We start from the raw sequence: 24,803 nt of genomic DNA, 5'->3' as shown, positions 1-24,803 counted from the left end.
GCGCGGCTTCTAGTGGCTTGGGGGCGCAATGTCAATCGAGCCGGGCCACCTGCTTCCGTGGCGGGATTGTCTTGCGCAAGTAATTCACACTGCCAATTCAGGCGTAGACATGCTCAAAGGTCATTGAAAGGCGGCTGCCATTCTCGTCAAGCGCTTGGGAAAACTCGCCGTTTAGCCGAGAGGCGGCGGCGTTCATGATGTTGGTGCCCAGGCTCCCGATTTTTCCGAGCTTGGGTTTGCGCGCATTGCTGCCCAGGCCGTCGTCACTGCAGGTGAGCACGAATTGCGCATCCGCCTTTTTCAGCTCGACCGTCACATTGCCGGCCTGCGTCTCGGGAAATCCGTGTTTCAGGGAATTGGCGACGAACTCGCTGACAATCATGCCCAGCGCAGAGGCAGTGTCCGAATCGACCACCGCATGCACGGCGCTTGATCGAAGTTTGACATTGTCCGGCGCGGTCTCCTGCAGAAGGCCGACGAGGCGTTCGAGAAACTTCCGGATGTCGATCAGCTGGCCGGACGAAGAGCCTTGAAGCTGTTCGTGAAGCGCGCCGATCGCGTCGATGCGTCGCTGAACGGCCACCAGAGCATCCCGAGCAGTTTCGTCCGCCACATCACGCTGATAAAGCCGCACGATGGAGGAAACGGTCTGCAGGGAGTTCTTCACCCGGTGATCGATCTCGCCGCGCAGCACCTCCTGGTCACGCAGCGCGAGGCGTAGCTCGAACTGCTTCATGACTTGCCGAGCAAGCACCCTGATCGCATTGCGCTGCAGGTCGTTCAGTTGGCGGGGTTGGTGGTCCAGGACGCAAAGTGTGCCAAGTGGCATGCCGTTCGGCGCAACGAGCCGAGCGCCTGCATAAAAGCGCAGACCGCCCCTTTCCGCCAGGCACAGCGGATTGTCTCTCAGGCGCGGATCTTGCAACGTGTCTTCGATCTCGACGAAATTTTCGTCCAGTATGATATGGGCGCAAATCGACGTGTCGATGGGGGTCTCGCGGGTGCCAAGCCCGACCTCGGCCTTGAACCACTGGCGTTCTGCATCGATTATGTTGATGACCGATATCGGCGCTTCGCAGATTTGCGCCGTGAGCGCGACGATCTCGTCGAACTCTTCCTCGCGGGGCGTATCCAGTATCTCGTATCGGTAAAGAGTCTTCAGACGTTCTGTCTGTTCAGGATGCGCTCTGGCTCTCAAGCTAAATCCCCTGCGATGCAATCTGCATTCGTTGATTGATCACTTTGCTGCCAATCGTTTTGGCCATGCAGTTCTAGGCACTCGCCCGGGCCAGCGCCTTCTTTTCCCGACGCCGTTGAACCGAAGAGGGGATGTTCATGCCCTCTCGATACTTGGCAACGGTGCGCCGTGCAATCTCAATCCCTTCTTTCGCAAGATGTTCCACGATGGCGTCGTCGGAAAGCACAGATTTAGCGGTTTCGCTGTCGATAAGGCTCCTGATGCGATCGCGTACCGCTTCGGAGGAGTGTGCTTCGGCGCCTTCGGAGCCACCCAGGGCGGTGGTGAAGAAATAGCGTAGTTCGAACACCCCGCGCGGCGTCATCATGTATTTGTTGGCTGCGACACGGCTTACGGTGGATTCATGCATGCCGATCGCATCGGCGACCGTCGATAGCTTCAGCGGCTTGAGATGGCGCACGCCATGCACCAGAAAGGCATCCTGCTGGCGCACGATTTCGCTTGCCACTTTCAGGATCGTGCGCGCTCGCTGATCGAGGCTGCGCGCGATCCAGTTGGCGCTCTGCAGGCACTCGTTCAGAAATGCCCGATCTTCCTTCTCTGCATTCCTGGAAACCGTGGTGAAATAGGTCTCGTTGACGAGCACCTTCGGCATCGCCTCGGCATTGAGTTCGATCGCCCATGTTCCGTCTGGCGCCTGTTTCACGCTGACATCGGGAATGATCGTCTCCGCACTGCCGCCGCTGAATGCGAGGCCCGGTTTCGGGTCCAGCGCGCGTATTTCGGCCAGCATTTCCACGAGGTCTTCCTCGTCGACACCACAAAGGCGGCGCAGAGTGGCAAAATCCCTTTTGCCCAGGAGTTCAAGATTCTCCATCAAGGCCGCCATGGCCGGGTCCAGCCGGTCGCGTGCCTTGAGCTGAAGTCCAAGGCATTCGGCCAGATTGCGCGCAAAAAGCCCTGGCGGATCAAACTGCTGGCAGCGTTGGAGCACCACTTTCAGCTCCGCCAGGTCCGCGCCGAGGCTCTCGCACAAGGAAACGAGGTCCGTGGCGAGGTAGCCAGCTTCATCGAGACAATCCGCCAGTTCGGCCGCAATCAGCCGCTCCTGGGGATCGGTGAAGGCGAAGCTGATCTGCTCCGCCAGATGGTCGCGCAGCGTTACCGGTGCGCTCGCACTCTGCCCGATGTCCCAATCTTCTCCCGCACTGCCCGCACCTGCGGAGGAACGCCACTGCGCTGCCATATCCGGCGCTAGTGCGTCGCCGCGACCCGGATCATCGGGGAAGAGATTTTCAAGCGATGAATCTAGCTTGTCCGCAATGCTGCTGGCGCTTTCGCGCTGAACATCGCCTGCCGTGCTGGCCTCGACGCCGTCTTCGGGAGCTTCCGCGCGTTCAAGCAGCGGGTTGCGCTCCATCTCCGCCTCGATAACGCGTTCGAGCTCGACACCCGTCATCTGCAGAAGCCTGATGGACTGCAGTAGCTGGGGCGTCATCACCATGGATTGGCTTTGACGCAGCTGGAGACCTGGCGACAAGGCCATGATGTTTACGCCACACGCTCGAGAACACTGAATTGCTGCGGTGCCATTCAACTGGCCCGCTACTTGCTTGTCAATCGAGCCGGCTACTGGTTCTTGCGCTTGTCTTCTTTCGCGATTTGAGCCCAGCTGTTGTTTTGCGCCAGCATTGTGCGCAGATAGGCTACGTTTGCCTCGGCCTGTTCTGGCGAAAGTTCCTGCCGCGCGATCTTCTCCGCATCAGAGAAACGCCCCTGCAGCCCGATGACCAGGGCAAGGTTCTGGCGCACGCGGCTGTCGGCGCCCGGTGAGCTTGCAGCCTGGCCCATATATTTTTCGGCCGTCTGAAGATCGCCTTCCAGGAGATAGGACATGCCCATATTCGACAGCACCGAAGCCTCGTTGGGCTGCATGCTCAGGGCCTTGCGATAAAGCACGCGCGCCTGTTCCGCTTCGCCCAGCTGATCGAGGATTGCTCCTTCAGCCGACAGAAGCCGCCAATCGGGATATTCCGGCGTCTGGGCGCGGCGAACCGCATCAAGGGCCGGCTTCAGCTCGCCCGCTGCCGCCAGCGCCTTGCCATAGGCGGCGAGCACCTCGCGGTCCTTCGGGAAGTCGATGGCAAGCTTGCGCATGACGGCCAGCGCCTGATCGCTCTGCCCGTTCATCTGCAGCAAGGTCGAATAGCGCATGGCGACGTCGCGATCCTTCGGATTGCGCGCATAGGCCTGGCCTGTTGACTGTGCTGCCTGATGCAGTTCCGGTGCGGAAAGCGTGTCGAGAGAGCGTGACGCGTCGCGAGAGACGGCGTTGGTGGTGATTTGACTGACCTTGCGCGCAGAATTCGCACATCCTGCCAGAACGCTGGTGGAAACAAGGGCAACGCCAATCAGCGTCAGTACCCGAAGCCGCTTCGCTTCACCCTGATTCTGCGCAACCATTACCCTCAATCCTTCACCTGGACCTCACCCGATTCCACCTTCAGAAGTATTCCGTTAACCCTAATGGAGTGTTAATCCGACGCTTCGACCATTCATCGCGAAAGGTGCTTCATGCCTGTAAGCTTCAGCTCATCCTCTCCTGACAACGCCGTTCCGGTTTATCTCGTGAAAGCAGGCGATCTTGATGCCGTTGGGGTTGATGCAGCCGCACGCGATTGGGCTGGGGCGGCCGGATATGAAGGCGAAGAAGGGGAAATGCTTCTTCTACCCGGCGATAGCGGCAGGCTCGCAGGTGTGCTCTTCGGCATATCGGATGACCGGCATCCGCTGAAGACGCTTTCCCTCGGAGCGCTCGCCCGAAAATTGCCCGAAGGCCGCTACCGTCTCAGCGGCAGTCTTCCCGAGCCGGAGCTCGCAGCGCTTTCACTTGCCCTGGGTGGCTACAGCTTCACCCGCTACGGGAAGAAGCCGACCGGAAATCTGGAATTCGTGCTTCCCGACGGCGTGGATGCCAAACGCGTGGAAGAACTGAGCGTGGCGACCTACCTGACCCGCGACCTCATCAATACGCCTGCCTCTGACATGGGGCCGGAAGCACTCGAGGCGGCAGCGGCCAGGCTTGCTGAGGAACATGACGCCAGTTTCCATTCCATCCGCGGTGATGCACTTCTGGAACAGAACCTTCCGATGATCCATGCGGTTGGTCGCGCATCAGATGAAGCGCCGCGGCTGATCGATTTCAGCTGGGGACGCAGCGATGCGCCGAAGGTGACACTGGTCGGCAAGGGTGTCTGCTTCGATACCGGTGGTCTCGATATCAAGCCGGCCAGCGGCATGCTCCTGATGAAGAAGGATATGGGCGGTGCTGCCAATGTCCTGGGGCTGGCATCGATGCTGATGGCATCAAGGCTCGATATTCGCCTGCGTGTCCTCATTCCGGCCGTAGAAAATTCGATCGCAGGCAACGCCTTCCGCCCCGGCGACATACTCCGGAGCCGGAAAGGGATTACGGTGGAAATCGGAAACACCGACGCCGAGGGTCGTCTTGTGCTGGCGGATGCACTGGCGCTTGCTGACGAGGAAGAGCCGGATGTGATCATCGACATGGCAACGCTGACCGGCGCTGCGCGCGTCGCGCTTGGCCCAGATCTGCCGCCCTACTATTCGCTGGATGACACATTCGCAGCCGAAATCGCGGCTGCATCGGAGAAGGTCGCTGATCCGCTCTGGCGGATGCCGCTGTGGCAGCCCTACATGCCGAAGCTCTCATCGCGCGTGGCGGACACCAACAACATCACTGCTGACGGTTTTGCCGGCTCCATCACGGCTGCACTCTTCCTGCAGAAATTCGTGGAGAAAGCGAAGAGCTGGGCGCATTTCGACGTATTCGGATGGAACCCGGTGGCGAAACCGACCTGTCCCATCGGTGGCGAAGCGCAGGGCATACGAGCGCTGGAGCACGTCCTGCGCCAGCGTTACGGCCGCTAGCACGGCTGGAGACGCCATATGGAAAAGCTCGACCGTCGCCTTCATGCGTTTCGCCGCGATCTTGCCGATACGAGGCTGAAGGGTCGCGTGGAGGCAGACCGATTTGTGGAGGGATGGCCAGCCCGTGTGGCGGTGCCGATTGTCAATGTTCATTCGGCGCCATCAACTACTGCCGGCATGGACACCCAGCTTCTGCATGGAGAAGATGTGCAGGTCTTCGAAGAGGCCGACGGCTGGTCCTGGGTTCAGGCCGACGCTGACAACTATGTCGGCTATGTCGAAAGCGCAGGTCTGGAAATGAAGACGGAGCACCTCACCCATGTCGTCTGCGTCCCGCGCAGCTTCGCATACCCGCAGGCCGAACTGAAAACGCCCCCTCTCAGATGCCATTCCATGGGCGCCAGGCTGCATGTGTCCGCTCATGAAGAAAAGCGGGGAACGCGCTACGCGATCTTGGCAGACGGTTCGGCGATGATCGCCAATCACCTTCAGCCGCTGGAGCAGGACGATGGCGATTATGTCGCTGTCGCAGAGTGCTTCCTGCACACGCCCTATCTCTGGGGTGGATGCAGCGGATGCGGGATCGATTGCTCGGGTCTCGTGCAGCTTTCGATGCAGATGGCCGGGCGGGCCTGCCCGCGCGACACCGACATGCAGGAAAACCATTTCCTGCATGAGGTCGAGCAGGCGGAATTGCGTCGTGGCGATCTGGTATTCTGGAAAGGCCATGTTGCGATCATGCTGGACGATGAAAGGATCATCCATGCCAACGGCCACACCATGACGGTGGCAATCGAGTCTCTGGAACTGGCTATTGAGCGTGTCGCGAGACTGTATGATCGCCCCACGGGCTACCGCAGGCCCTAAAATCTATCGCTTCATCCGTAGGATTTGACGGCCAGAACCGCATTGGTGCCACCGAAAGCGAAGCTGTTGCTGAGCGCTGCCCGCACGTCGCGCCGGGCAGCCTCGTTCGGGGTCACGTCCAGATCGCATTCGGGATCTGCCTCCTGGTAATTGGCGGTGGGCGGTACCACGCCTGCACGCACGGCATTGACGCAGGCAATCAGTTCCAGCGCGCCCGACGCGCCCAGGCAGTGACCATGCATGGACTTTGTTGAGGAGACCGACAATTTGTCGGCCTGTTTGCCGAATACGCTGCGAATGGCTTCGGTTTCGATCCTGTCATTGGCCTTGGTGCCGGTGCCGTGTGCATTGATGTAATCCACATCTTCAGGCGCCAATCCTGCTTCCGCCAGACAGGCGGCCATCGCCTGTGCCGGCCCTTCGACAGAAGGCGCAACAATGTCCGAAGCATCGGCGGAAAGCCCAACGCCGCCGATCTCTGCAAGAATGGTCGCGCCACGCGACCGGGCATGTTCCAGCGTCTCCAGAACGACCATGCCCGCACCTTCTCCCAATACGAGCCCCTGCCGGTCGGCAGAGAAGGGGCGGCAGGTGTCGCCGGCCAATACGCGCAGCGCTTCCCATGCCTTGACCACGCCGAATACCAGCGGCGCATCGCTGCCGCCGGCCACCATCATGTCCGCCCGTCCCAGCCTCAGCTGGTCGACAGCGCTCGCAATCGCGTGATTGGCAGATGAACAGGCCGAGGTTGCTCCGAAGACCGGTCCCCGCAACCCGAATTGCATGGATACCTGCCCCGCGGCCGCACCCGGCATGACGCGGGGCACGGTGAATATGTTCACGCGGCTCTTTTGCTCAAGCAGGATGGCACGGTAGCTTTCCTCGATCGATTCCCAGCCGCATACGCCAACGCCGACCACGGAGCCGCAACGGCTCTTGTTCTGCTCGGTCACCTCGAATCCGGCATTGGCGAGAGCTTCGCCGGCAGCAATGACCGCAAGCAGACTGAACCGGTCCATGGTGGTGGTTCGTTTGCGCTCCAGGCCGTGATCGGGCAGTTCCCTGATTTGCGCTCCGATACGCGTCTTCACGTCATGTAGCGCATCGCTGTCGATCGGGCCGATCGCGCTGCGGCCTGCAGTCATCGAGTCCCAGATATCCAGAGCGTTGTTGCCCAGCGCGCAGATGCCGCCAAGACCGGTGATGACTATTCTCGCTCGACTCATCAGGCCTTGGCCTGAACGAGCTTGCGCACGGCTTCCACGATGTCGCGGACGGTTTCGAGATTCTCCCACGCTTCGGAGGTATTCATCTCGACCTCGATGCCAAAAGCGTCCTCGAGGTCGAAGATGATTTCGGTCAGCTCAAGGGAGTGTATGCCCAGATCCGCCAACGGGGTGTCCATGCCGATTTGCGCGGCATCCCCTTCGGCATGCGCGCTGATCTTTTCAAGGATCGTTTGCCCCAGCGCATCCGTTCCGCTTTGTGCTGCGCTCATCTGGCCCCTCCAATTTTCCCATGCCATGCGCCAGGAAAGGCGCTGCTCCTCGAACGCCATATGACCGCAATATGCGCTTGCCTACAAGACGGGCAGGCCGAGTAAAACCGGCTATTCTTCCTCAGGCGCCTCACCTATGACGAAAACCGTAACCCGGCTTTCTTCGCCATATTCCACAGCAACGATGTCGCGCAGCAGAATACTGCGCGAATCAACGGCATGATAGAACAGGGCGCTTCCCTCGATCGCCTCGCGAAGTGTTTGCAAAGCCTGCTCGTTTTCCGCGAGAACTTCCGCAACTTCAGGCGTCTCAGCGGTGTCGGGAGAGATGAAGATGATGTCGAGCTCGTCAAGATTGAAGGTCTTGCGCACTTCTTCTGCAGCCGGCCGCGCAGCGCCGACAGCCTGAATCAGACGGTCTGTCTCTTCAACGGTGGTGGCCTGCTCGGTTTTCACTTCTGACCCCACGATGGCATCGATCGCTTCTTCGCTGTCCAGACCCTGTGCAATGACCGGCGTTGCAGCAAGCCCGGCATAGAGCAGTGCGGCAACGAGACCACGCCTCATCATCAGTAAGGCAGTAGGGGCGAGGGGCATGAAAATCTCCGTTCCTTTCGCAGGGCAACTCATCCGGTAAAGCAGGGTTCCCCGTTAGTTGGTGAAGTTCCCGCCAAGAACAAGGTCGGCAGGGAGGCGGTGGTTGATGACGCGCCGCGCATTGGGAAGGTCATTGTCCTGAACCCATCTCAGCGCAGCCTCCGCCTCGCGGCCGTGGTCGGCCCAGCGTGCGTTCAGTCGCCGCTCCAGTTCCTCAAGGCTTACATCCAGAAAAATGCGCAGATCGAACAAGGTGCTCAGCCGGCGCCACGGCTCTTCATCGAGATGCAGGTAGTTTCCCTCCACAAGCAGCATTTCAGTCTCTGGATGAACGAGTGCGGCTGCCGCACGCGACAGCTCCATGCTGCGGTCGAACAGGGGAATGGCGACAGCCGCTTGAGCTGACGCCAACCGCTTCAACAGGCATTCGAAACCTTCGAAATCGAATGTTTCCGGCGCCCCTTTCCTGTCGCTGAGCTTCAACTCGGCCAATACCGCGTCGTCATAGTGAAAGCCGTCCATCGGGATTACGGCTGCGCTCACGCCCCGCGCCGCCAAGGCTTCGGCCGCATCATGTGCAAGGGTTGACTTGCCCGAGCCGGGTGCGCCGGCTATGGCGATCATCTGTCTTTTGCCAGAGCGTCTTTCGATCAATGCCTGCGCAAGCCTTTCAGCGTTGCCAGCGCGACTGTTTTCGCTCAGGACGCGAGCCACTGATCGTAATCCGAAACGAGAAGGCGGCAGGGCGCTTCATCTTCCTCGATAGGCGAGAAACGCGGGATTGCCTCTTCAAAGACATTGTCGGTGAGGTCGTCATTGACTGTCGAGACTTCTCCGATGAGCACATCGCCGCCTTCGCCCCAGAACTTGTGCCAGACACCGGGCATGAGCGTCACGCTTTCGCCTGGAGCGAGATTCAGCACTCCGCCTGCAGCCAATTGACGATCGATGCCGTCCGTCGCAACGGTCACCGGACTGTCGCGGTCGATCGAGCCGTCGGGTTCGGAGGCGAAAATCTGGATGGCGAGCGTTCCGCCACCACGATTGATGATGTCCTCCGCTTTCACCACGTGGCGATGCATCGGCGAGATCTGGTCCCTGCGGGAGATCATGATCTTTTCGGCATAAAGCATGCCTTGTCCGCTTTTCAGATCATCCTGATTGCCATTGCGTACCGTAAAGAGAAACAGCCCCTTCGCGTCGAAGTCACCTCCGGCATAGTCGGTCACATCCCAGCCAAGCCTGGCATCGATCAGCCCCTTGAGCTCGGGCGCCCGCGCCCTCATCTCGTCCGGCGTGAGATCGGCAAAGGGCGGAAGCACATAGCCGAAGGAACGGATGAATGCCGCACCTTCACGGATGATCTCGTTGACCTGCGATCGCTTCATGGTCATGCACCCGCTCAAAAAGCCTTGAAGGTCAGTGTGGTGAGGGAGCGCTCGATCCCCGGCACATTGGCAATGTGGTCATTGATGAACTTGCCGACATCAACACCATCATCGATATAGACCTTCAGGAGCAGGTCGTAATCGCCGCTGGTCGAATAGAGCTCGGAAGCAATCTCGCGCTCATAAAGCGCATCGGCCACCTCGTAGGTCTTGCCGGGCTTGCAGCGCAGTTGAACGAATACCGGTCTCATGATGGCCCTTTCAGATACTCACACAGCGCAGGCATTCTTGCCGCTTTCATGGTCGCGCGGAGGGTTCATTGAATGACCTGCCGTGTCAACTCCATTGAACGGCTGTCTTCGCATCATGTCCGACATCCGTGCGGCTTGAAAAATTTGCCCGCAGCGCCAGAAAACGCCGCGACAAACGGCAAAATTGACGTCCCGGAGGATGAAATCGCTGACGAATTGGGCTACGAGATCGTCCACCACCGGCTCGAGCATTACGGTAGAAAGAGCCGCAAGAGCTGAACTGAGATTTACAGCGGGCCAAGCCGCCCGCACCAACGGGGGCAAAAGCCTGACATGCAGAAAGCACAGATCGGTCTGATCGGCCTTGGGGTCATGGGCGCAAATCTCGCGCTCAACATCGCTGAAAAGGGTTTTCGCATCGCGGTCTACAACCGTACCAGCGAAAAGACGGATGCATTTGTCGCGGAAGCCGGCGAACTCGCCGAGAACATCATCGGCTGTTCCAGCCTTGAAGAACTTGCAAATGCCATCGAGAAGCCACGTCCGATCATCCTGATGGTGCAGGCCGGCGAGGCCGTCGATCAGCAGATCGAGGCGCTGAAAGACATCATCGACGCCGACGACATCATCATCGATGCCGGCAATGCCAATTTCCGCGACACGCGTCGACGCATGGAAGCGCTGCGCGACAGCGGTCCCCGCTTCATCGGCATGGGTGTCTCCGGCGGTGAGGAAGGCGCGCGTCACGGTCCTTCCATCATGGTTGGCGGTCCGCGAGAAGCCTATGACCACATCAAGCCGGTTCTTCAGGCGATTGCCGCACGCTACAAGGGCGAAGCCTGCGAGGCATGGCTCGGCTCCGATGGTGCGGGACATTTCGTTAAGACGATCCACAACGGCATTGAATATGCCGACATGCAGATGATCGCCGAAATCTACGGCATCATGCGCGATGGCGCAGGCATGGCACCGGCCGAAATCGGCAAGATCTTCGAGCGCTGGAACAAGGGGCGCCTGAACTCCTATCTGATCGAGATCACGGCAAAGGTTCTGGGTGTCACGGACGACAAGACCGGCAAGCCCATCGTCGACATCATCGTGGACCGCGCGGGACAGAAAGGCACGGGCCGCTGGTCTGCCATCGAATCGCAGTCGCTTGGCATCCCCGCGACCGCAATCGAAGCCGCTGTTGCAGCCCGCAGCCTCTCGGCCATGAAAGATCTGCGCATCAAGGCCGAAGAGCGCTTCAAGATTGAAACCGGTTCCATCGAGACTTTGGATGACGCCCGCATCGCGATGCTGGAAGACGCGCTTCTGGCAGGCAAGGTCATCGCCTATGCGCAGGGATTTGCGGTCATGACGGCTGCATCGGAAGAGTTCGGCTGGGATCTGCCGCTGGCGGAAGTCGCGCGCATCTGGCGCGCCGGCTGCATCATCCGTTCGCAGTTCCTTGACGAGATCGCCAGCGCCTATGAGGCGGAGACGGAAAAGACCGATCTTCTGATGACGGATGCCTTCTCCGACCTCATCAGCCGCACCCAGGGCGCGCTGCGCAAGACGGTGGCCGAAAGTGCTGTTGCCGGTCTGCCGGTCCCCGCCCTTGCCTCCGCGCTCGGTCACTTCGACCAGTTCCGGCTCGGTCGCGGTACCGCCAATCTTATCCAGGCCCAGCGCGACTTCTTCGGAGCCCACAGCTTCGAGCGTTTCGACGCACCGGGCGCGCATCACGGCAACTGGTCTTGAAATAAAAAAGTGCCGCCGTGGCGGAGGGAAGCCACGGCGGCCTGCAGTCGGTCTGGATGAACGTCCAGGAGGGTCAGGGTCGACAACCGATGGAAGAGGGAAGCTGCGAGGGTGAAGAACGATAGGAAGGCGCACTGCCGTGGCAGGTCGCCACGTACCTCCGATTCTTGAGCCTGTTCAATACGGTTTCGCCCCGGCCTGCTGCCGGCCTCAAAATACGGACACCATACTGGTTTACCGCGTTAGCTGCAGAGACAGGTCGATCAGGCATTTCTGCACCGCGAGTGTAGCCTCGCTTAGCGGTAATTGCGCGGACCAGCAGACAGCCATGTTGCTGTGCATGTTCGGTCGCCGGATAGGACATATCCGTGCCTCTGGTACACGCCGCTGCACGGCCTTCGCAGCCGACAGCGGCAGGATCGTATCCGCCAGACCTTCGCTCAGCGCGTTGGAAAGGACTGAAATCGATTCAGTTTGGGCGACAATATGGGCCGTTATTCCCTTCCGCACCAAGGAAGTGTCGATGACTTGCCGCAGTGTGTGAATCTTGCTCGGCAGGATCAACTTGCGGGCTACGGCGTCGGCAAAGGCGATCTCGTCTACGTCATCGAATCTCTCCGATGTCGTGACAAGGTGAAGTTCCTCTGTCGATATTTTTTCAAAGGCCAGGCTGGGGATCGCTCCCGGGTAGAAGATCAACGCAACGTCCATCTTGCCGGTCATGATGAGCTCACTCATCGCGCCGCCGCCGACATTCTCGTTTATGTAAAGCATGATTCCTGGATAGTCGCGACGCAGCTTCTCGATCAGTTGCGCGGCCAGAAGTGACCCAAGTCCAAGCGGAGCAAGACCGACACGTACGGTCCCGCGGATGTCTTCCGACGCCGTCTGAATATCCAGTTCGACTTCATCCATTTGCCGCAAGATGATCTGTGCATGACGGTAGAGCACCTTGCCTGCTTCGGTCGGCACCACGCCACGCTTCGATCGCACCAGCAATGGCTTGCCATAATGCGATTCGAGCCCGGCAACCTGCTGGCTCAACGCCGGCTGCGCGATGTGGAGGATAGCAGAGGCGCGAGTGATGCTTCCGATATCGATGATCTTGACGAAGGAGTGAAGCTTTCGAATGTCCATAGTGCTTTACTAAACGGTCCTCAGTCGATACGCCAAGCTCAAGATTTGAAGCGAACCCGGCGTAAGCTGCGCCTGCTGATACATAAGATTCTGCGATCACATCAGAATGAAGCTGTGTTTCCGCGACGCTGTCAATTTCCCTAACCTGTCGTCGGAACAAACAAGAATGTCTGGTCTCTCTGCTCATTATGTTTTGGTGGCCAGCGATCAACCACGATGGGGAACTGCATGACTGTCTTCAAGTCTTTCTTTCTGGGCATTGCAACAGCCGTTGCCACAGCCAGCGCTGCCACCGCGGAAACCAATCTGCGGCTCTCGGACGTCCTGCCCGAAGGTAACTTCATGGTCGAAAACGCGCGCGCGTTCGCCGAGGCTGTCGAAGATGCCACGGATGGCGAAGTCACTATCACCGTGAGCGCAGCAGGCGCGCTGGGTTTCAAGGGCCCCGATCAGCTGGGTGCCGTGCGTGACGGACTGGTGGACATGGCTGACATCAACATCAGCCAGCAGGTCGGGAGCAACCCGCTTTTCGGTGCCGAAGGTGTTCCGTTCCTGGTCAACTCCATGGACGACCTGAAAGCCTACCATGTCTTCCTGCGCCCGGAGCTTGAAAACCTCTTCGAGCAGAATAACCAAAAGCTGCTCTACATGGTGCCGTCGCCTGCGCAGTACGTTTACCTCAATACAATGGTAGAAACCATCGAGGACTTCGAAGGTATCCCCGTACGTGGCGCTGACAAAAACACGGTCGATATCATCAGCAGTATCGGCATGGAGGGTGTCGTGATGCCTTGGGGTGAGCTGCTGCCCGCATTGGCGTCCGGTCGCGTCAAAGGCGTTGCGACATCTGCTACTTCCGGTGTGGACGGACGTTTCTGGGAATTTCTGGATTACATCTACGCCACCAATCACACCTGGGGGTCGAATGCGGTCACGATAAATCTGGATGTTTGGAACCGGATTTCCGAAGAGGACCGTGCTGCCATCGAAGAAGTCGCCGCCAAGCTGGAGCCTGAGTTCTGGGAAGTGTCGCGCGCTGCAGATGTGAGCAGCATCTCCAAGATGGAGTCCGAAGGCATGACTCTTGTACCGCTATCTGATGACCTGATGGCCGAGATCGGCGCGCGGGCACAGACCGTGCAGGACGAATTCTTCTCACGCGTTCCTGCGGCCAAGCCCATCGCGGATGCCTATCTTCAGTCCCGCGCCAATGACTAAAGCGAGGGCCACCTCCAACAACGGTGCTACGGCCATCCGACCGTTGCCCCGCGGACCAGTTGCAGCCCTTCAAAGGGCTGCAGATCTGGTTTCGCTGCTTGGGGCCTGGATCGCAGGTTTTTGCATCGTGGCACTGACCCTTCTTGTGCTGGCGGACATCTTCTTGGCTTTCTTCAGCAGATACCTGCATTTTATACCCTCCGGCACTGGCATCGGTTGGGAATACAGCGCCTATCTGATGGGTGCCGCCTTTCTGCTGGGGGCGGGCATGACCCTGCGGGCGGGCTTGCAGTTGCGGGTTGAACTCGTGATGTCGTCAAGTCACCGCATCGTGGTCCGCGTGCTTGAAGTGGTTTCAGCCATATTGGGGTCTGCGGTCAGTGTCACTATGGCGGTCTGGCTGTTCAATTTCACCCTGCGCACCTATGGCTACGGAGAGGTGTCACAGGAAAGCTATACACCGCTGTGGGTGCCACAGGCGGTGCTGACGCTCGGAGCTTCCGTTCTGGCCTTCCAGATGGTGGCACGCCTGGTCAGCGCATTGGCCGGACATCCACTTGAAAACCCAACGCTCGGGGCCGCTAGCGCCATCGAATAACGCGCCTGACCTGGCCAAAAAGAATTGAGGGCACCTCACATGGGAGCGATCGTTTCCAGCCTGTTCGGGCTGCTTTTCGGAACTCTGGCGGCGGGCGCGTGGATTGGAATTGCCTTGCTGTCCACCGCGATCGGGCTGATGCTTATGTTTACGCATATCCCGATCGACAAGCTGTTCCCGCAATACGTCTTCAATATCCTGACAACGCCTGATCTGGTCGCGCTGCCGTTGTTCATCCTGATGGGTGAATTCCTTTTCCGCACGAAGATTTCAGAGACGCTGTTCACCGGACTTGCCCCGTGGACGGGGTTGCTGCCCGGTCGGCTATTGCACGTTAACATCGTCGGCTGTTCAATCTTTGCTGCGATTTCAGGCTCTTCGGCTGCAACAACTCAGGTCGTTGGCCGCATGACGTTGAAAGAACTGTTGTCGCGCGGCTATTCACCGGAACTGGCTATCGGGGGGCTCGCAGGGGCAGGAACTCTTGGCTTTCTGATCCCGCCTTCAACCGTGATGATCATGTATGGCGTTTTGGCTAATGAATCGATTCTGCGCCTGTTCACGGCAGGGTTTTTGCCCGGTTTGCTTCTGGCGTCTACCTTTGGCGCATATATCATGATCCGCAGTGCGCTGAAGCCTGACCTGATCCCCGAGGGCGAAAGGGCCCTGCGGCATATGCCCCTGCGTGAGCGGTTTGCAGCATTGCGCGGTCTTGCCCCTGCGCTGTTCCTGATCCTGTGTGTCCTGGGATCGATGTATGGCGGCCTTGCAACTCCATCAGAGGCGGCAGCACTTGGCGTGGTCGGTGCATTTCTGGTGTCGCTCTACCAGCGGTGTCTGTCGCTGAAGGTGCTACGCGACATCGTGCTCGGCGCAGTCCAGACCTGTTCCGTGATGGGAATCATCATCCTGGGCGCGTCGGTGCTGGGCAATGTAACATCAACACTTGGCATTCCCGCCGCTGTCGCCAATTTCGTCACGGCACTGGACCTTTCCCCGATCGTGCTGATCCTCGCCCTGATCGGTCTTTATCTCGTTCTTGGCACGGCACTGGAAGGCTTTTCCATGATCGCCACGACCTTGCCGGTGGTTTTGCCTCTGGTGGAGGCTGCGGGCTTTGACAAGGTCTGGTTCGGTATCTTCATGGTGCTGGTCGTCGAAATGGCGCAAATAACGCCGCCTGTCGCCTTCAACTTTGCGGTGATCCAAAACATCACCGGACGTAGCACCGGCTATATCGCCAAGGTTACATTCCCGTTCCTGTTGATCATGATCCTGTTTGTGATCCTGTTGGCGCTCTTCCCGCAGATCGTGACCATCATGCCTGATCTGCTGTTGGGTTAGGTGGACGAGCCCGCTCAACGCGCTTCACCCAAGATAAAAAACCCGGGCCAGTTGCTCTGGCCCGGGTTTGATCTTTTTGTATCGCCTCGTCTAGGTGCGCGACTTGCTTACCTCGCCCCGCACGCCAGTGCCGCTTCGTGGACAAGCGCTACGGTTATCGATAACATATTCTAGGCCGAAAATTGGATCTGGGTTTTGATCGCGCAGCTCCGGTCTGATGCCGCTTGAAACGCTTTCTCGGCATCTTCCAACGCGAATTCGTGCGTGATCAGCGGCCGCACGTCGATGCGTTTTTGCTGCATCGCCAAAACACCTGTCGCAAATTCGGCATGGAACCGGAAAGACCCCCGCAGGTCGAGTTCCTTGGCCGCAATCAGGGTGATCGGCAGTTGCATGTCGGCTCCCAACCCCAGTTGCACAACCACACCCCGAGGTCTCATGGTGGACAAGGCAGGGATCAATGCAGATGCAACGCCTGTGCATTCAAAGAGTACATCGAAGTGCCCCTTTCCGACGTTGAACTCCGCAAGGCCGTCCGCATGAGTGCCGGTGTTGATAACGCGATCGGCGCCCATGCGGCGCGCCATCTCCAGCGTAAAGTCCGAAAGGTCAGTCGCGGTGATGCTTGCCGCACCTGCCAATCTCGCCGAGGCGATCGCCAGCAAACCGATCGGCCCGCAACCGGTGATCAAGACGTTTTTGCCGAGTAGCGGTCCCGCGCGATGCATCGCGTGAAGCGTTACGGCCAACGGTTCGGCCATCGCTGCTTCACCTGCCGTTAGTCCATTGGCCGGCACGCATTGGATGGCACTCGCGATCAATTCCTCGCGGAACGCGCCCTGAATATGCGGGAACGGCATTGCAGAGCCGTAAAAGCGCATGTTCTCGCAGTGGTTGGGCTGGCCAAGGTGGCAATATGTGCAGGCGCCGCAGGGTCGCGAAGGCGATACAGCGACCAGATCGCCCTCCCTCAGGCCGCTGACACCCGCCCCGGTTTCTACCACATGGCCGGAAACTTCATGGCCCAGGATCATCGGTTCACGCAAGCGGACATTGCCGAAACCACCGTGATGGTAGTAGTGCAGGTCGGACCCGCAGACCCCGCCGGCAGCTACCTTGATGCGTATTTCGCCAGCGGCAAGGGGACGACCTGCATCTGCCGTGGCGTCATCGAGGCGAAGGTCCTTGGGGGCATGAATGACAAGAGCTTTCATGGTGCTACCTCAGATACCGGGCTAATCAGCGGCTTGCCGCTGAAATGGGCTTCTAGATTGGCCCGTAGCAAAGCGCCCATGGCTTTGCGGGTCTCTACCGTGCCGGAGGCCTGGTGTGGTTGCAGCATGATGTTGGGTACCGACAGGAACCTCTCATCAAGGGCCGGTTCGCCTTCGAAGACATCAAGGGCGGCAGCACCTAGCGTGCCATCGCTCAACGCTGCGATCAGGGCGTCCTCATCCACGTTGGATGCTCTCGATACATTGATCAACATGCCATCGGGGCCCAGCGCGGCCAGCACGTCGCCGTTCACGATATGTCGGGTTTCCCGGGAGGCCGCGGCAGCGACAAAAAGGAAATCACATTGCGTGGCGAGTTCTTCGGGTGTCGCAACGAAGGTCCAGTCCTGTGCGTAATGCTTAGGCGCAACATCGGTATAAGAGATTTTCATGTCAAAGCCCGAAAGCCGCTTGGCGATCTCAAAGCCGATGCGCCCCAGCCCGAGGATTCCGGCGCGACGTCCGAATGCCCGGCGCTGCAGTGGCATAGCTCCCCGTTTGGTCCAGTCGCCATTGCGGACCCAGCCGTCCCCAGCCACGATGCCGCGGCTTTGAGCCAGCATCATCGCTACCGCGAAATCAGCAACGTCGCCTGACAATACGTCTGGCGTGTTTGTGACTTGAATGCCTCGGGCTCGACATGCGTCCAGATCGACCGCATCATATCCGACACCGTAAACCGATACGATCTCCAGCTTTGGACAGGCATCGATCACGGCACGGGACGCACCAAGTTCGCCGCGTGTCGCAATGCCTCGCGCATAGGGAGCATGTTCCGCAAGGAACGCATCTGCATCGGTCGCGTCAAAGATGCGACGCATGTCGAAGCGGGCGTTCAGTGGGGTTTCGTCCCACGCGGGATATTCCCCCATCTGCAGGATAACAGGCTTGTCCATGAAGATGACTCCTTTTCAGCCAGTGGTGTGGCAACTGGCGATTCTGACACTTGAACAAAATAGTTATCGATAACATAATGGTTGAAGTTGATGATGTCGACAGCCATTGAAGGAAAGATGCGATGCCTCCCCAAAACGACTTCCTCAGCGCCCGTTTCGGCCTTGATGGTCAACGTGCGCTGCTGACCGGTTCCTCCCAGGGGATCGGCTATGCGCTGGCATTGGGCCTGGCCCGCGCCGGGGCCGCTGTTGTGCTGAACGGTCGTAACGCGGCCAAGCTGCATACGGCCCGCGCAGCGTTGCTGGACGCATGCCCGAGCGCTCAGGTCGATACCCTGTGTTTCGACGTCACCGACCACGACGCCGTGCGCAAGGCGGTAGATGCATACGAGCTTGAAACCGGTTCGATCGATATCCTCGTTAACAATGCGGGGATGCAGCACCGCACACCGCTGGAGGATTTTCCTGCGGACCGCTTCGAGATGCTGATGCAGACCAACGTGTCATCGGTGTTCAATGTCGGTCAGGCCGTCGCCCGCTACATGATTGGGCGCGGCAAGGGCAGGATAATCAATATCTGTTCCGTTCAAACCGCATTGGCCCGCCCCGGAATAGCACCCTATACGGCCACGAAAGGCGCTGTCGCCAATTTGACAAAGGGAATGGCTACCGACTGGGCAAAGCATGGTCTGCAATGTAACGCCATTGCGCCGGGTTATTTCGAGACCCCGCTGAATGCCGCCCTGGTGGCGGATCCGGAGTTCACCGCCTGGCTCGAAAAGCGCACCCCCGCAGGGCGGTGGGGCAAGGTGGATGAACTGGTCGGCGCTTGTGTGTTCCTGTCGTCGGGCGCGGCAAGTTTTGTCAACGGGCATGTGCTCTTCGTGGATGGTGGTATCAGTGTCTCCCTTTGAGTGCAGATACATCGTCCTGATGGGGGTCAGTGGGTGTGGCAAGTCAACGATCGGGAAAGCGCTGTCACGCCGGACCGGCCTGCCCTATGTCGATGGCGATGATTTGCATCCCCCTGCCAACATCGAGAAGATGCGGCAGGGCATCCCCCTGCAGGATGATGATCGAGCGCCGTGGCTGGCCGAATGCGGTCGCAGTCTGGCTGGTGCGCCTGCTGGCATGATCCTTGGCTGTTCGGCGCTGAGGGCCTGCTACCGAGAGATAATCCTTGACGCCGCCGCGCCCGTCCGGCCGATATTCGTCTATCTTCATGGGTCAAAAGCGACCTTGAAATCCAGGCTGGAAGGGCGGCAGGGACATTTCATGCCGGCTTCTCTGCTTGCCAGCCAGGTTGCATGTCTGGAAGTGCCTTCTGCCAAAGAGCAGGCGATCATCATAAGCACGGACGAACCGGTAGAGGTGACGGTGCACCGGATCATGGCTCGCATCGCAAGCCGACCGTTGCCGGTTGCCGCAGCCTCATGAGGTGGCTACCTATCGTTGACCATCCGGAGGACTTTCGTGAAAAAGCACGCGCATCACGGCAAGGTTAAGATGTCGGATATCGCGGCCGCCCTGGGGGTGTCGGCGATGACGGTGTCGCGCGCTTTCAAGGGCGATGGGGGCATCAGTTCACGCACCCGCGCGGCAATTCTCGCGAAAGCGGATGAGTTGGGCTACGTCTTTGATGCGACTGCTGCGAACCTGCGCCAGAACCGCAGCGGATTTGTTGCGGTCACGGTCCCGTCAATCGAGAATGCCAATTTCTCGGCGACAGTTCGGGCCTTGTCACAGGGGCTGTTGAAGAAGGGTATCCAGATCCTGCTGGCCAACACCGAATACGATGTTGATGAAGAAGAACGCCTGATCGCCCAGTTGTTGCGCCGCAATCCCGAGGCCGTGGTTCTGACCGGTGGCCAGCACACCGTTCGCACGCGCGCGATGTTGCGGAATGTTGCTATTCCCGTCGTCGAAATCTGGGACATGCCCGTGAAACCGATTGGTCACGTCGTCGGTTTTTCCAACCGAACCTCAATGAAGACCCTGGTCGATCACATGATCAAATCCGGTCGCAATCGGCTGGCATTTCTGGGTGGGGAAACCGACGCCGATCAGCGCGGTGTCCAGCGACGCGCAGGATTCGTCGAGGCTATGGAATCTCACGGTCTTGAGGCCAGCAGACTGGTACCTGCAGGTGCCGCACCCGTCGGAATGACAGAGGGTGCGTCGGGGCTTGATCTATTGCTGGATCATTTCCCCGATACGGACGGGGTATTGTGTGTGTCAGATCTGGTTGCCTTCGGCGTGCTGGCGCAATGTGCGCGACGCGGTGTTCGTGTCCCAGAGGACCTCGCGGTGGCAGGGTATGGCAACTACGAAATCGGCCGAGTGTGCGAACCGCCTCTGACAACGATTGACGTTTACGCCGGTCGGATCGGTGCCCGTACAGCCGATCTGGTGGTGGAGTTGCTGGAAGCATCCGTACAGGGCGTCGCGCAGAAACACATTATCCAGCCCGACCTGATATTGCGCCGCTCGACACCCTGAAGGGCCACAAGCGGCGCAGATCAACTCAAAGGTCGGTGGTCAGTCCCTTGGCTTTGAGAACCGGTTCGAGTTTGCAAAGGTCGATTACAGTGCGGCCTGCCTTGTATTTCTCGATCAGATCTGCTTCGACATCTTCACGCTCCTGCGACAGGCGCGCCACCTCTGCCGCGTTTTCGCGGCGCACAACGACCAAGCCGTCGGCATCACCGCAGATCACATCGCCGGGGTGGATCAACTGCCCACCGATCACTATGTCACATCCGGTCTGGCCCAGCGTCTCCTTGACCGTACCCTTGATGCAGACGCTCAGTGAGAAAACCGGCAGACCCAGTTCGATCAGCATTTGGGTGTCACGCACGCCGGTATCGACAATAACACCCGCGATCCCCTTGGCGACACAAGCATTTCCAAGCACATCGCCGAAGCAACCGGCGTCTTCGTATTCACCCGCGGACATAATGATGACATCACCTGCTTGGGCGTATTCGATCGCAAGCTGCAGCATCAGGTTGTCGCGCGGGGCGCCCAGAACTGTGAATGCGGGACCGCAAACGGTCATGTTGCGATCAATCGGCTTTAGGCGGGGGCTTAGCGCGCCGAGACGGCCCTGCGCCTCATGGATGGTGGCGCTACCGAATTTGGACAGTGCCTTAACGTCTTCGGGTTTGGCCCGTTCGAATTTGGTGATGATGTGCGGCAATGTGTGCTCCTCCGGCATCTTCGGCGGGTATGAACCCGGATACGCGCAGGATACCAAGGCGGTTAGACGGCGGATAACATCCGTTGGGTCTGACATGATCGCGGATTGATATGAATGTCTGGGGGGCATTTCAAACCGCTCTGACATCATTGCGCCGGACCGATGGTAACTTCGACCAAACACAGTCGATCCCAGCGAAGAGGTCCCGGTTCGCAGATGTCGTTAACAGTCGAATCCCTGATTTCCTGCATGGAATGGGCTGCTCAGAACGCATTGGACGAATACGCCTGTGTTCAGAATGGTCATCGGATCACGCTGCGGCGTGGAGTGGCGGCGGGGCGAGGTCAGGCGGCGCCTGCAGGCGTGGCCGGACCAACCATGGACGAGACGCCGGCAGACGGTGGGGCAGTGACTGACAGCGAGCGTGTTGTCGTGGTTGCGGCACCGCTCGCAGGGCTCTGCTATCTGGCAGAAGATCCCACATCAAAGCCGTTCGTCGAAGTCGGGACGCCGGTCACCAGGGGCCAGACGCTTTGTGTGATCGAGGCGATGAAAGTCATGACCGCCATCGTCGCGGACTCCGAGGGGACTGTGAGCGAAATCTGTATCGAAGACGGCTCCTCGGTTGAGGCGGGGCAATGCCTTGTGAAGGTGCGCGCGTGAACGACCAGCAGTCCATCCAGACCGTTTTTGTTGCCAACCGGGGCGAAATTGCCCTGCGGATCATTCGCGCCTGCCGTAGGCTGGGTCTGCGTGTCGTATGCGGGTTTTCAGAGGCCGACCGCGGCGCGCCCTATCTGGACCTGGCAGATGATGCGATATGCATCGGTCCCGCCGCGGCGAGCAAGAGCTACCTTAATATCCCGGCAGTCATTCAGGCCGCGCAGATACTGAACGCCGACCTTGTGCATCCAGGCTACGGATTCCTCTCTGAAAACGCCGCCTTCGCCGAAGCGGTGGCAAATGCGGGCATGGTCCTGATCGGACCGAAGGCCGATGTCATGCGTCGTATGGGGGGCAAGGTCCGGGCCAAGGCAGCGATGATCGCCGCCGGTGTCCCCTGTGTTCCCGGACCTGACAGCACCCTTCCCGATGACCTCGAGGCGGTCAAGGCGATCGCTGATGACATCGGCTATCCAGTGATCTTGAAGGCTGCGGGCGGTGGTGGCGGTCGCGGAATGCGGATCGTGCGCACACCGGACGACTTGGCCGAGGCAGCCATGTTGACCGCACAGGAGGCGACGCGCTTCTTCGGCAATCCGGACATCTACATGGAGAAATTCCTGGAACGGCCCCGCCATGTCGAAATCCAGATCATTGCAGACAGCCACGGCCACGCCATCTGGCTGGGTGACCGCGACTGCTCGATGCAGCGGCGTCACCAGAAACTGATCGAAGAGGCGCCCGCCCCGGAAATTGACCGCTCGTTGATCGCCGAAGTCGGCGAACGCTGTGCCGCCTCGTGCCGCGAGATAGGGTATGTGGGCGCAGGCACCTTCGAATTTCTCTACGAGGACGGGCAGTTCTATTTCATCGAGATGAACACCCGTATCCAGGTCGAACATCCTGTAACCGAACTGGTGACGGGGCTTGATATCGTTGCCATGCAGATTGACGTGGCACGCGGTGGTCGATTGCCCGTGACACAAGACCAGATTACCACCACGGGTCACGCGATCGAATGCCGGATCAACGCCGAAGATCCGGAAACCTTTGCGCCAAGCCCCGGACGAATCACGTCGATGCATCTGCCAGGCGGCCCAGGTATTCGGGTTGATACGCATATGGTCGCAGGGGCAGAGGTGCCGGCCCACTACGACTCGATGATCGCCAAGGTGATCGCATTTGGCGCCACCCGGACCGAGGCCCTGTCGAGGGCGCAGACCGCTCTGGCAGAATTGCGCATCGCAGGCGTGAAATCCAACGCCGCCCTGCATGATCAATTGCTGTCCGAGCCGGGATTTGTCGCCGGAGGTGTATCAATCCACCATTTTGAACAGTGGCTTGCTGCCAGGGAGACCGCAAATGCCTGAACAAGGTCTCTTTCCAATCGGTAGCCGCACCTTCATTTATCAGGTTGATTGTCCGTTCGATCTCGATCACCAGCGGCGGTTCTGGGCTTTGGCCGACGCCGCAAGCGCACGGGATGATGTTGTAGAAGCGGTGCCGGGCATGACCAACCTGACATTGCGGTTTGATAGTGTCCCGACGGATCTGGACGATCTGGCCCGCCAATTGGACGCCCTGTGGGCCGAAGGCCGCCGGAAAGACCTCACCGGCAAGATCGTTGAGATTGATATTGTTTACGGAGGGGCGGGAGGTCCACATCTGCAAGAGGTCTGCGAGCTGACAGGCCTGAGTGTGGATGAGGTGGTGCGCCGTCACACGGCGCCTGATTACACCGTATTCGCGGTCGGCAGCCATGCCGGGTATTGCTACCTCGGCGGACTTGATCCACGGCTTGAAACACCGCGTCGCAAGGTCCCCTTGCAGAGCCTGCCGGGCGGTTCGCTTTCGCTTGCAGGCTTGCAGACGGGCGTCTCGGCGTCGGCCGGGCCAAGTGGGTGGAACACCATCGGATCGGCCGAGATCAGCTTTTTCGATCCAGCCAAGCAGCCGGCCGCCCTGTTGCAGCCGGGTGACGCCATTCGCTTCGTTCCTGCGGAGGTGATCGCATGATCGAGATATTGTCGATACCACCGCTTGCAACGGTACAGGATTTGGGTCGCGTGGGCCACTGGCGGCAGGGGCTTGGGCGCGCTGGGGCCATGGACCCGCTAGCACTGCGGATGGCAAACCTGTTGCTTGGCAATGATGAAGGCGCAGCTGGGCTGGAAATCCCGCTGAGCCCCGCCCGCTTTGTGTTCACGCAGGATACAGCATTCTCTCTGGTCGGTGCTGCTTGCGGCGCGACGTTGGACGGTATCGCGTTGCCGCGATGTTGGGCCGGATCCGCCAAGACGGGACAAGAATTGTCTCTCGGCGCAATGCGCGACGGTGCGCGGGTGTATCTTGGCCTTCCCGGCGGCATCGATGTGCCCGAGATTCTGGGCTCGCGCAGCACCCAGTTGCGAGAAGGATTCGGCGGTCACGAAGGTCGCGTTCTTGCTCCTGGCGACCGGCTGAAGGGCACGGCATCTTGCCCCCGTGTCATGCCGATCAGCTATGCCCTGCCGACGCCCCGAGAGGGTGACGCAACGGATATTGTCCTGCGGGTTTTGCCATCCAGCGAAACTAAGGAATTTTCACCCGCTTCGCGTGCCGCCTTCTATGGCCAGCCCTACAAGGTGACCCCGGCCAGCAACCGTCAGGGGTACCGCCTGGAGGGACCAGAGCTTGACCGTGACGCCAAAGGTGAATTGCGCTCGCACGGGATCGCACCCGGTATTGTTCAAGTGCCCGGTGGGGGGCAGCCCATCATCCAGCTGGCCGATTCCGCGACAATGGGAGGATATCCGAAGATTGCTTGCGTCATTGAACCGGACTTGTGGCGCATCGGACAAGCGCGGCCCGGAGACACCCTTCGATTTCAGCCCGTCGATCTGGCGCAGGCTCGGGAGGCGGAATTTGCTGAAACCGCCATGTTGGATGCCATGCGCCAAAGCATTGCCCAGGTCCGCCGACTTCAGAATACGTGGAATTGA

At 59.5% G+C, this 24,803-nt stretch carries 27 protein-coding genes; 14 read left to right on the top strand and 13 right to left on the bottom strand.

Annotation, left to right across the window (positions count from 1 at the left end; translation table 11 throughout):
• Positions 1 to 97: 97 nt before the first annotated feature.
• The 3 genes from EL18_RS12755 to EL18_RS12745 all read right to left on the bottom strand — a co-directional run bounded on the left by EL18_RS12755 (position 98) and on the right by EL18_RS12745 (position 3,661).
• On the bottom strand, positions 98 to 1,198 hold the full coding sequence (locus EL18_RS12755; protein WP_036485034.1) for a sensor histidine kinase: 1,101 nt from the start codon (positions 1,196 to 1,198) through the stop codon (positions 98 to 100).
• A gap of 73 nt (positions 1,199 to 1,271) precedes the next feature.
• Complete coding sequence (gene rpoN, locus EL18_RS12750; RefSeq protein ID WP_036485032.1) at positions 1,272 to 2,744, bottom strand: RNA polymerase factor sigma-54; 1,473 nt, start codon at positions 2,742 to 2,744, stop codon at positions 1,272 to 1,274.
• Positions 2,745 to 2,827: 83 nt separating this feature from the next.
• The gene (locus EL18_RS12745) at positions 2,828 to 3,661 is read right to left on the bottom strand and encodes a tetratricopeptide repeat protein (RefSeq protein WP_036485031.1); all 834 of its coding nucleotides are present in this window, start codon (positions 3,659 to 3,661) and stop codon (positions 2,828 to 2,830) included.
• Between the two features lie 111 nt (positions 3,662 to 3,772).
• On the opposite strand from EL18_RS12745, the gene EL18_RS12740 reads away from it, so the two are divergent.
• Both EL18_RS12740 and EL18_RS12735 read left to right on the top strand, forming a co-directional pair.
• The gene (locus tag EL18_RS12740; protein WP_036485028.1) at positions 3,773 to 5,149 is read left to right on the top strand and encodes a leucyl aminopeptidase family protein; all 1,377 of its coding nucleotides are present in this window, start codon (positions 3,773 to 3,775) and stop codon (positions 5,147 to 5,149) included.
• Positions 5,150 to 5,167: 18 nt separating this feature from the next.
• Positions 5,168 to 6,016 carry a C40 family peptidase gene (locus tag EL18_RS12735; protein ID WP_036485026.1) on the top strand — a complete coding sequence of 283 codons (849 nt, stop codon included), beginning with the start codon at positions 5,168 to 5,170 and terminating at the stop codon, positions 6,014 to 6,016.
• Between the two features lie 11 nt (positions 6,017 to 6,027).
• Here EL18_RS12735 and EL18_RS12730 read toward each other — a convergent pair whose 3' ends face one another.
• The 6 genes from EL18_RS12730 to EL18_RS12705 form a co-directional block, all read right to left on the bottom strand.
• Positions 6,028 to 7,242, bottom strand: coding sequence for a beta-ketoacyl-[acyl-carrier-protein] synthase family protein (locus tag EL18_RS12730; RefSeq protein WP_036485025.1), 1,215 nt, complete (start codon positions 7,240 to 7,242; stop codon positions 6,028 to 6,030).
• Positions 7,242 to 7,514, bottom strand: a complete 273-nt coding sequence (locus EL18_RS12725; RefSeq protein ID WP_051914374.1) for an acyl carrier protein — start codon at positions 7,512 to 7,514, stop codon at positions 7,242 to 7,244. Before EL18_RS12725 ends, EL18_RS12730 begins: the two co-directional genes overlap by 1 nt.
• A 111-nt stretch (positions 7,515 to 7,625) precedes the next feature.
• Entirely contained in the window at positions 7,626 to 8,111 is a 486-nt protein-coding gene (locus EL18_RS12720) for a hypothetical protein (RefSeq protein WP_036485023.1), read from the bottom strand.
• A gap of 54 nt (positions 8,112 to 8,165) precedes the next feature.
• Positions 8,166 to 8,825 carry a nucleoside/nucleotide kinase family protein gene (locus tag EL18_RS12715; protein WP_341872066.1) on the bottom strand — a complete coding sequence of 220 codons (660 nt, stop codon included), beginning with the start codon at positions 8,823 to 8,825 and terminating at the stop codon, positions 8,166 to 8,168.
• Positions 8,810 to 9,499, bottom strand: a complete 690-nt coding sequence (locus tag EL18_RS12710; protein ID WP_036486320.1) for a D-lyxose/D-mannose family sugar isomerase — start codon at positions 9,497 to 9,499, stop codon at positions 8,810 to 8,812. Before EL18_RS12710 ends, EL18_RS12715 begins: the two co-directional genes overlap by 16 nt.
• A 14-nt stretch (positions 9,500 to 9,513) precedes the next feature.
• Positions 9,514 to 9,750 (bottom strand): Lrp/AsnC ligand binding domain-containing protein, encoded by a 237-nt coding sequence (locus tag EL18_RS12705; protein WP_036485021.1) that lies wholly within the window; start codon positions 9,748 to 9,750, stop codon positions 9,514 to 9,516.
• Between the two features lie 72 nt (positions 9,751 to 9,822).
• Between EL18_RS12705 and EL18_RS17850 the strand changes: the two genes are divergently transcribed.
• Both EL18_RS17850 and gndA read left to right on the top strand, forming a co-directional pair.
• On the top strand, positions 9,823 to 10,029 hold the full coding sequence (locus EL18_RS17850) for a hypothetical protein (RefSeq protein WP_152553059.1): 207 nt from the start codon (positions 9,823 to 9,825) through the stop codon (positions 10,027 to 10,029).
• A 54-nt stretch (positions 10,030 to 10,083) separates the two neighbouring features.
• The gene (gndA, locus tag EL18_RS12695) at positions 10,084 to 11,493 is read left to right on the top strand and encodes an NADP-dependent phosphogluconate dehydrogenase (RefSeq protein WP_036485018.1); all 1,410 of its coding nucleotides are present in this window, start codon (positions 10,084 to 10,086) and stop codon (positions 11,491 to 11,493) included.
• Between the two features lie 234 nt (positions 11,494 to 11,727).
• On the opposite strand, the gene EL18_RS12690 is transcribed toward gndA, so the two are convergent.
• Complete coding sequence (locus EL18_RS12690; RefSeq protein WP_036485015.1) at positions 11,728 to 12,630, bottom strand: LysR substrate-binding domain-containing protein; 903 nt, start codon at positions 12,628 to 12,630, stop codon at positions 11,728 to 11,730.
• 228 nt (positions 12,631 to 12,858) lie between these two features.
• Between EL18_RS12690 and EL18_RS12685 the strand changes: the two genes are divergently transcribed.
• The 3 genes from EL18_RS12685 to EL18_RS12675 all read left to right on the top strand — a co-directional run bounded on the left by EL18_RS12685 (position 12,859) and on the right by EL18_RS12675 (position 15,790).
• Entirely contained in the window at positions 12,859 to 13,848 is a 990-nt protein-coding gene (locus tag EL18_RS12685) for a TRAP transporter substrate-binding protein (RefSeq protein ID WP_036485013.1), read from the top strand.
• 127 nt (positions 13,849 to 13,975) lie between these two features.
• Positions 13,976 to 14,446 (top strand): TRAP transporter small permease, encoded by a 471-nt coding sequence (locus EL18_RS12680; RefSeq protein WP_244444597.1) that lies wholly within the window; start codon positions 13,976 to 13,978, stop codon positions 14,444 to 14,446.
• 39 nt (positions 14,447 to 14,485) lie between these two features.
• Complete coding sequence (locus tag EL18_RS12675) at positions 14,486 to 15,790, top strand: TRAP transporter large permease (protein ID WP_036485011.1); 1,305 nt, start codon at positions 14,486 to 14,488, stop codon at positions 15,788 to 15,790.
• Between the two features lie 170 nt (positions 15,791 to 15,960).
• Here EL18_RS12675 and EL18_RS12670 read toward each other — a convergent pair whose 3' ends face one another.
• Positions 15,961 to 17,004 carry an L-idonate 5-dehydrogenase gene (locus tag EL18_RS12670; RefSeq protein ID WP_036485009.1) on the bottom strand — a complete coding sequence of 348 codons (1,044 nt, stop codon included), beginning with the start codon at positions 17,002 to 17,004 and terminating at the stop codon, positions 15,961 to 15,963.
• Positions 17,001 to 17,960, bottom strand: a complete 960-nt coding sequence (locus tag EL18_RS12665) for a 2-hydroxyacid dehydrogenase (RefSeq protein ID WP_036485006.1) — start codon at positions 17,958 to 17,960, stop codon at positions 17,001 to 17,003. The genes EL18_RS12670 and EL18_RS12665 overlap by 4 nt, the downstream gene beginning before the upstream one ends.
• Before the next feature lie 122 nt (positions 17,961 to 18,082).
• Between EL18_RS12665 and EL18_RS12660 the strand changes: the two genes are divergently transcribed.
• From EL18_RS12660 to EL18_RS12650, 3 genes are read left to right on the top strand one after another with little or no spacing between them, the layout of a single operon-like run.
• Positions 18,083 to 18,874 carry an SDR family oxidoreductase gene (locus tag EL18_RS12660; protein WP_036485002.1) on the top strand — a complete coding sequence of 264 codons (792 nt, stop codon included), beginning with the start codon at positions 18,083 to 18,085 and terminating at the stop codon, positions 18,872 to 18,874.
• Positions 18,774 to 19,397 (top strand): gluconokinase, encoded by a 624-nt coding sequence (locus tag EL18_RS12655; protein WP_341872065.1) that lies wholly within the window; start codon positions 18,774 to 18,776, stop codon positions 19,395 to 19,397. Before EL18_RS12660 ends, EL18_RS12655 begins: the two co-directional genes overlap by 101 nt.
• Positions 19,398 to 19,433: 36 nt before the next feature.
• Positions 19,434 to 20,459, top strand: coding sequence for a LacI family DNA-binding transcriptional regulator (locus EL18_RS12650; RefSeq protein WP_244444596.1), 1,026 nt, complete (start codon positions 19,434 to 19,436; stop codon positions 20,457 to 20,459).
• A 25-nt stretch (positions 20,460 to 20,484) separates the two neighbouring features.
• On the opposite strand, the gene EL18_RS12645 is transcribed toward EL18_RS12650, so the two are convergent.
• Positions 20,485 to 21,159: a 4-carboxy-4-hydroxy-2-oxoadipate aldolase/oxaloacetate decarboxylase gene (locus tag EL18_RS12645; RefSeq protein WP_081871266.1), complete on the bottom strand. Its 675-nt coding sequence runs from the start codon at positions 21,157 to 21,159 to the stop codon at positions 20,485 to 20,487.
• A 249-nt stretch (positions 21,160 to 21,408) separates the two neighbouring features.
• On the opposite strand from EL18_RS12645, the gene EL18_RS17380 reads away from it, so the two are divergent.
• Genes EL18_RS17380 through EL18_RS12625 form a run of 4 tightly spaced genes read left to right on the top strand, consistent with a single transcriptional unit; the run spans position 21,409 to position 24,803 of the window.
• The gene (locus EL18_RS17380; RefSeq protein ID WP_051914238.1) at positions 21,409 to 21,822 is read left to right on the top strand and encodes an acetyl-CoA carboxylase biotin carboxyl carrier protein; all 414 of its coding nucleotides are present in this window, start codon (positions 21,409 to 21,411) and stop codon (positions 21,820 to 21,822) included.
• Complete coding sequence (gene accC / locus EL18_RS12635) at positions 21,798 to 23,192, top strand: acetyl-CoA carboxylase biotin carboxylase subunit (protein ID WP_200875539.1); 1,395 nt, start codon at positions 21,798 to 21,800, stop codon at positions 23,190 to 23,192. The genes EL18_RS17380 and accC overlap by 25 nt, the downstream gene beginning before the upstream one ends.
• Positions 23,185 to 23,838 carry a 5-oxoprolinase subunit PxpB gene (gene pxpB, locus EL18_RS12630; protein ID WP_036484991.1) on the top strand — a complete coding sequence of 218 codons (654 nt, stop codon included), beginning with the start codon at positions 23,185 to 23,187 and terminating at the stop codon, positions 23,836 to 23,838. The genes accC and pxpB overlap by 8 nt, the downstream gene beginning before the upstream one ends.
• Positions 23,835 to 24,803, top strand: a complete 969-nt coding sequence (locus EL18_RS12625) for a 5-oxoprolinase subunit C family protein (RefSeq protein ID WP_036484988.1) — start codon at positions 23,835 to 23,837, stop codon at positions 24,801 to 24,803. Before pxpB ends, EL18_RS12625 begins: the two co-directional genes overlap by 4 nt.

Source organism: Nitratireductor basaltis (assembly GCF_000733725.1).
Taxonomy (GTDB): Bacteria; Pseudomonadota; Alphaproteobacteria; order Rhizobiales; family Rhizobiaceae; genus Chelativorans; species Chelativorans basaltis.
Note: the sequence above shows the minus strand (reverse complement) of the source record. Positions and strands in the feature narration are given on the sequence as shown.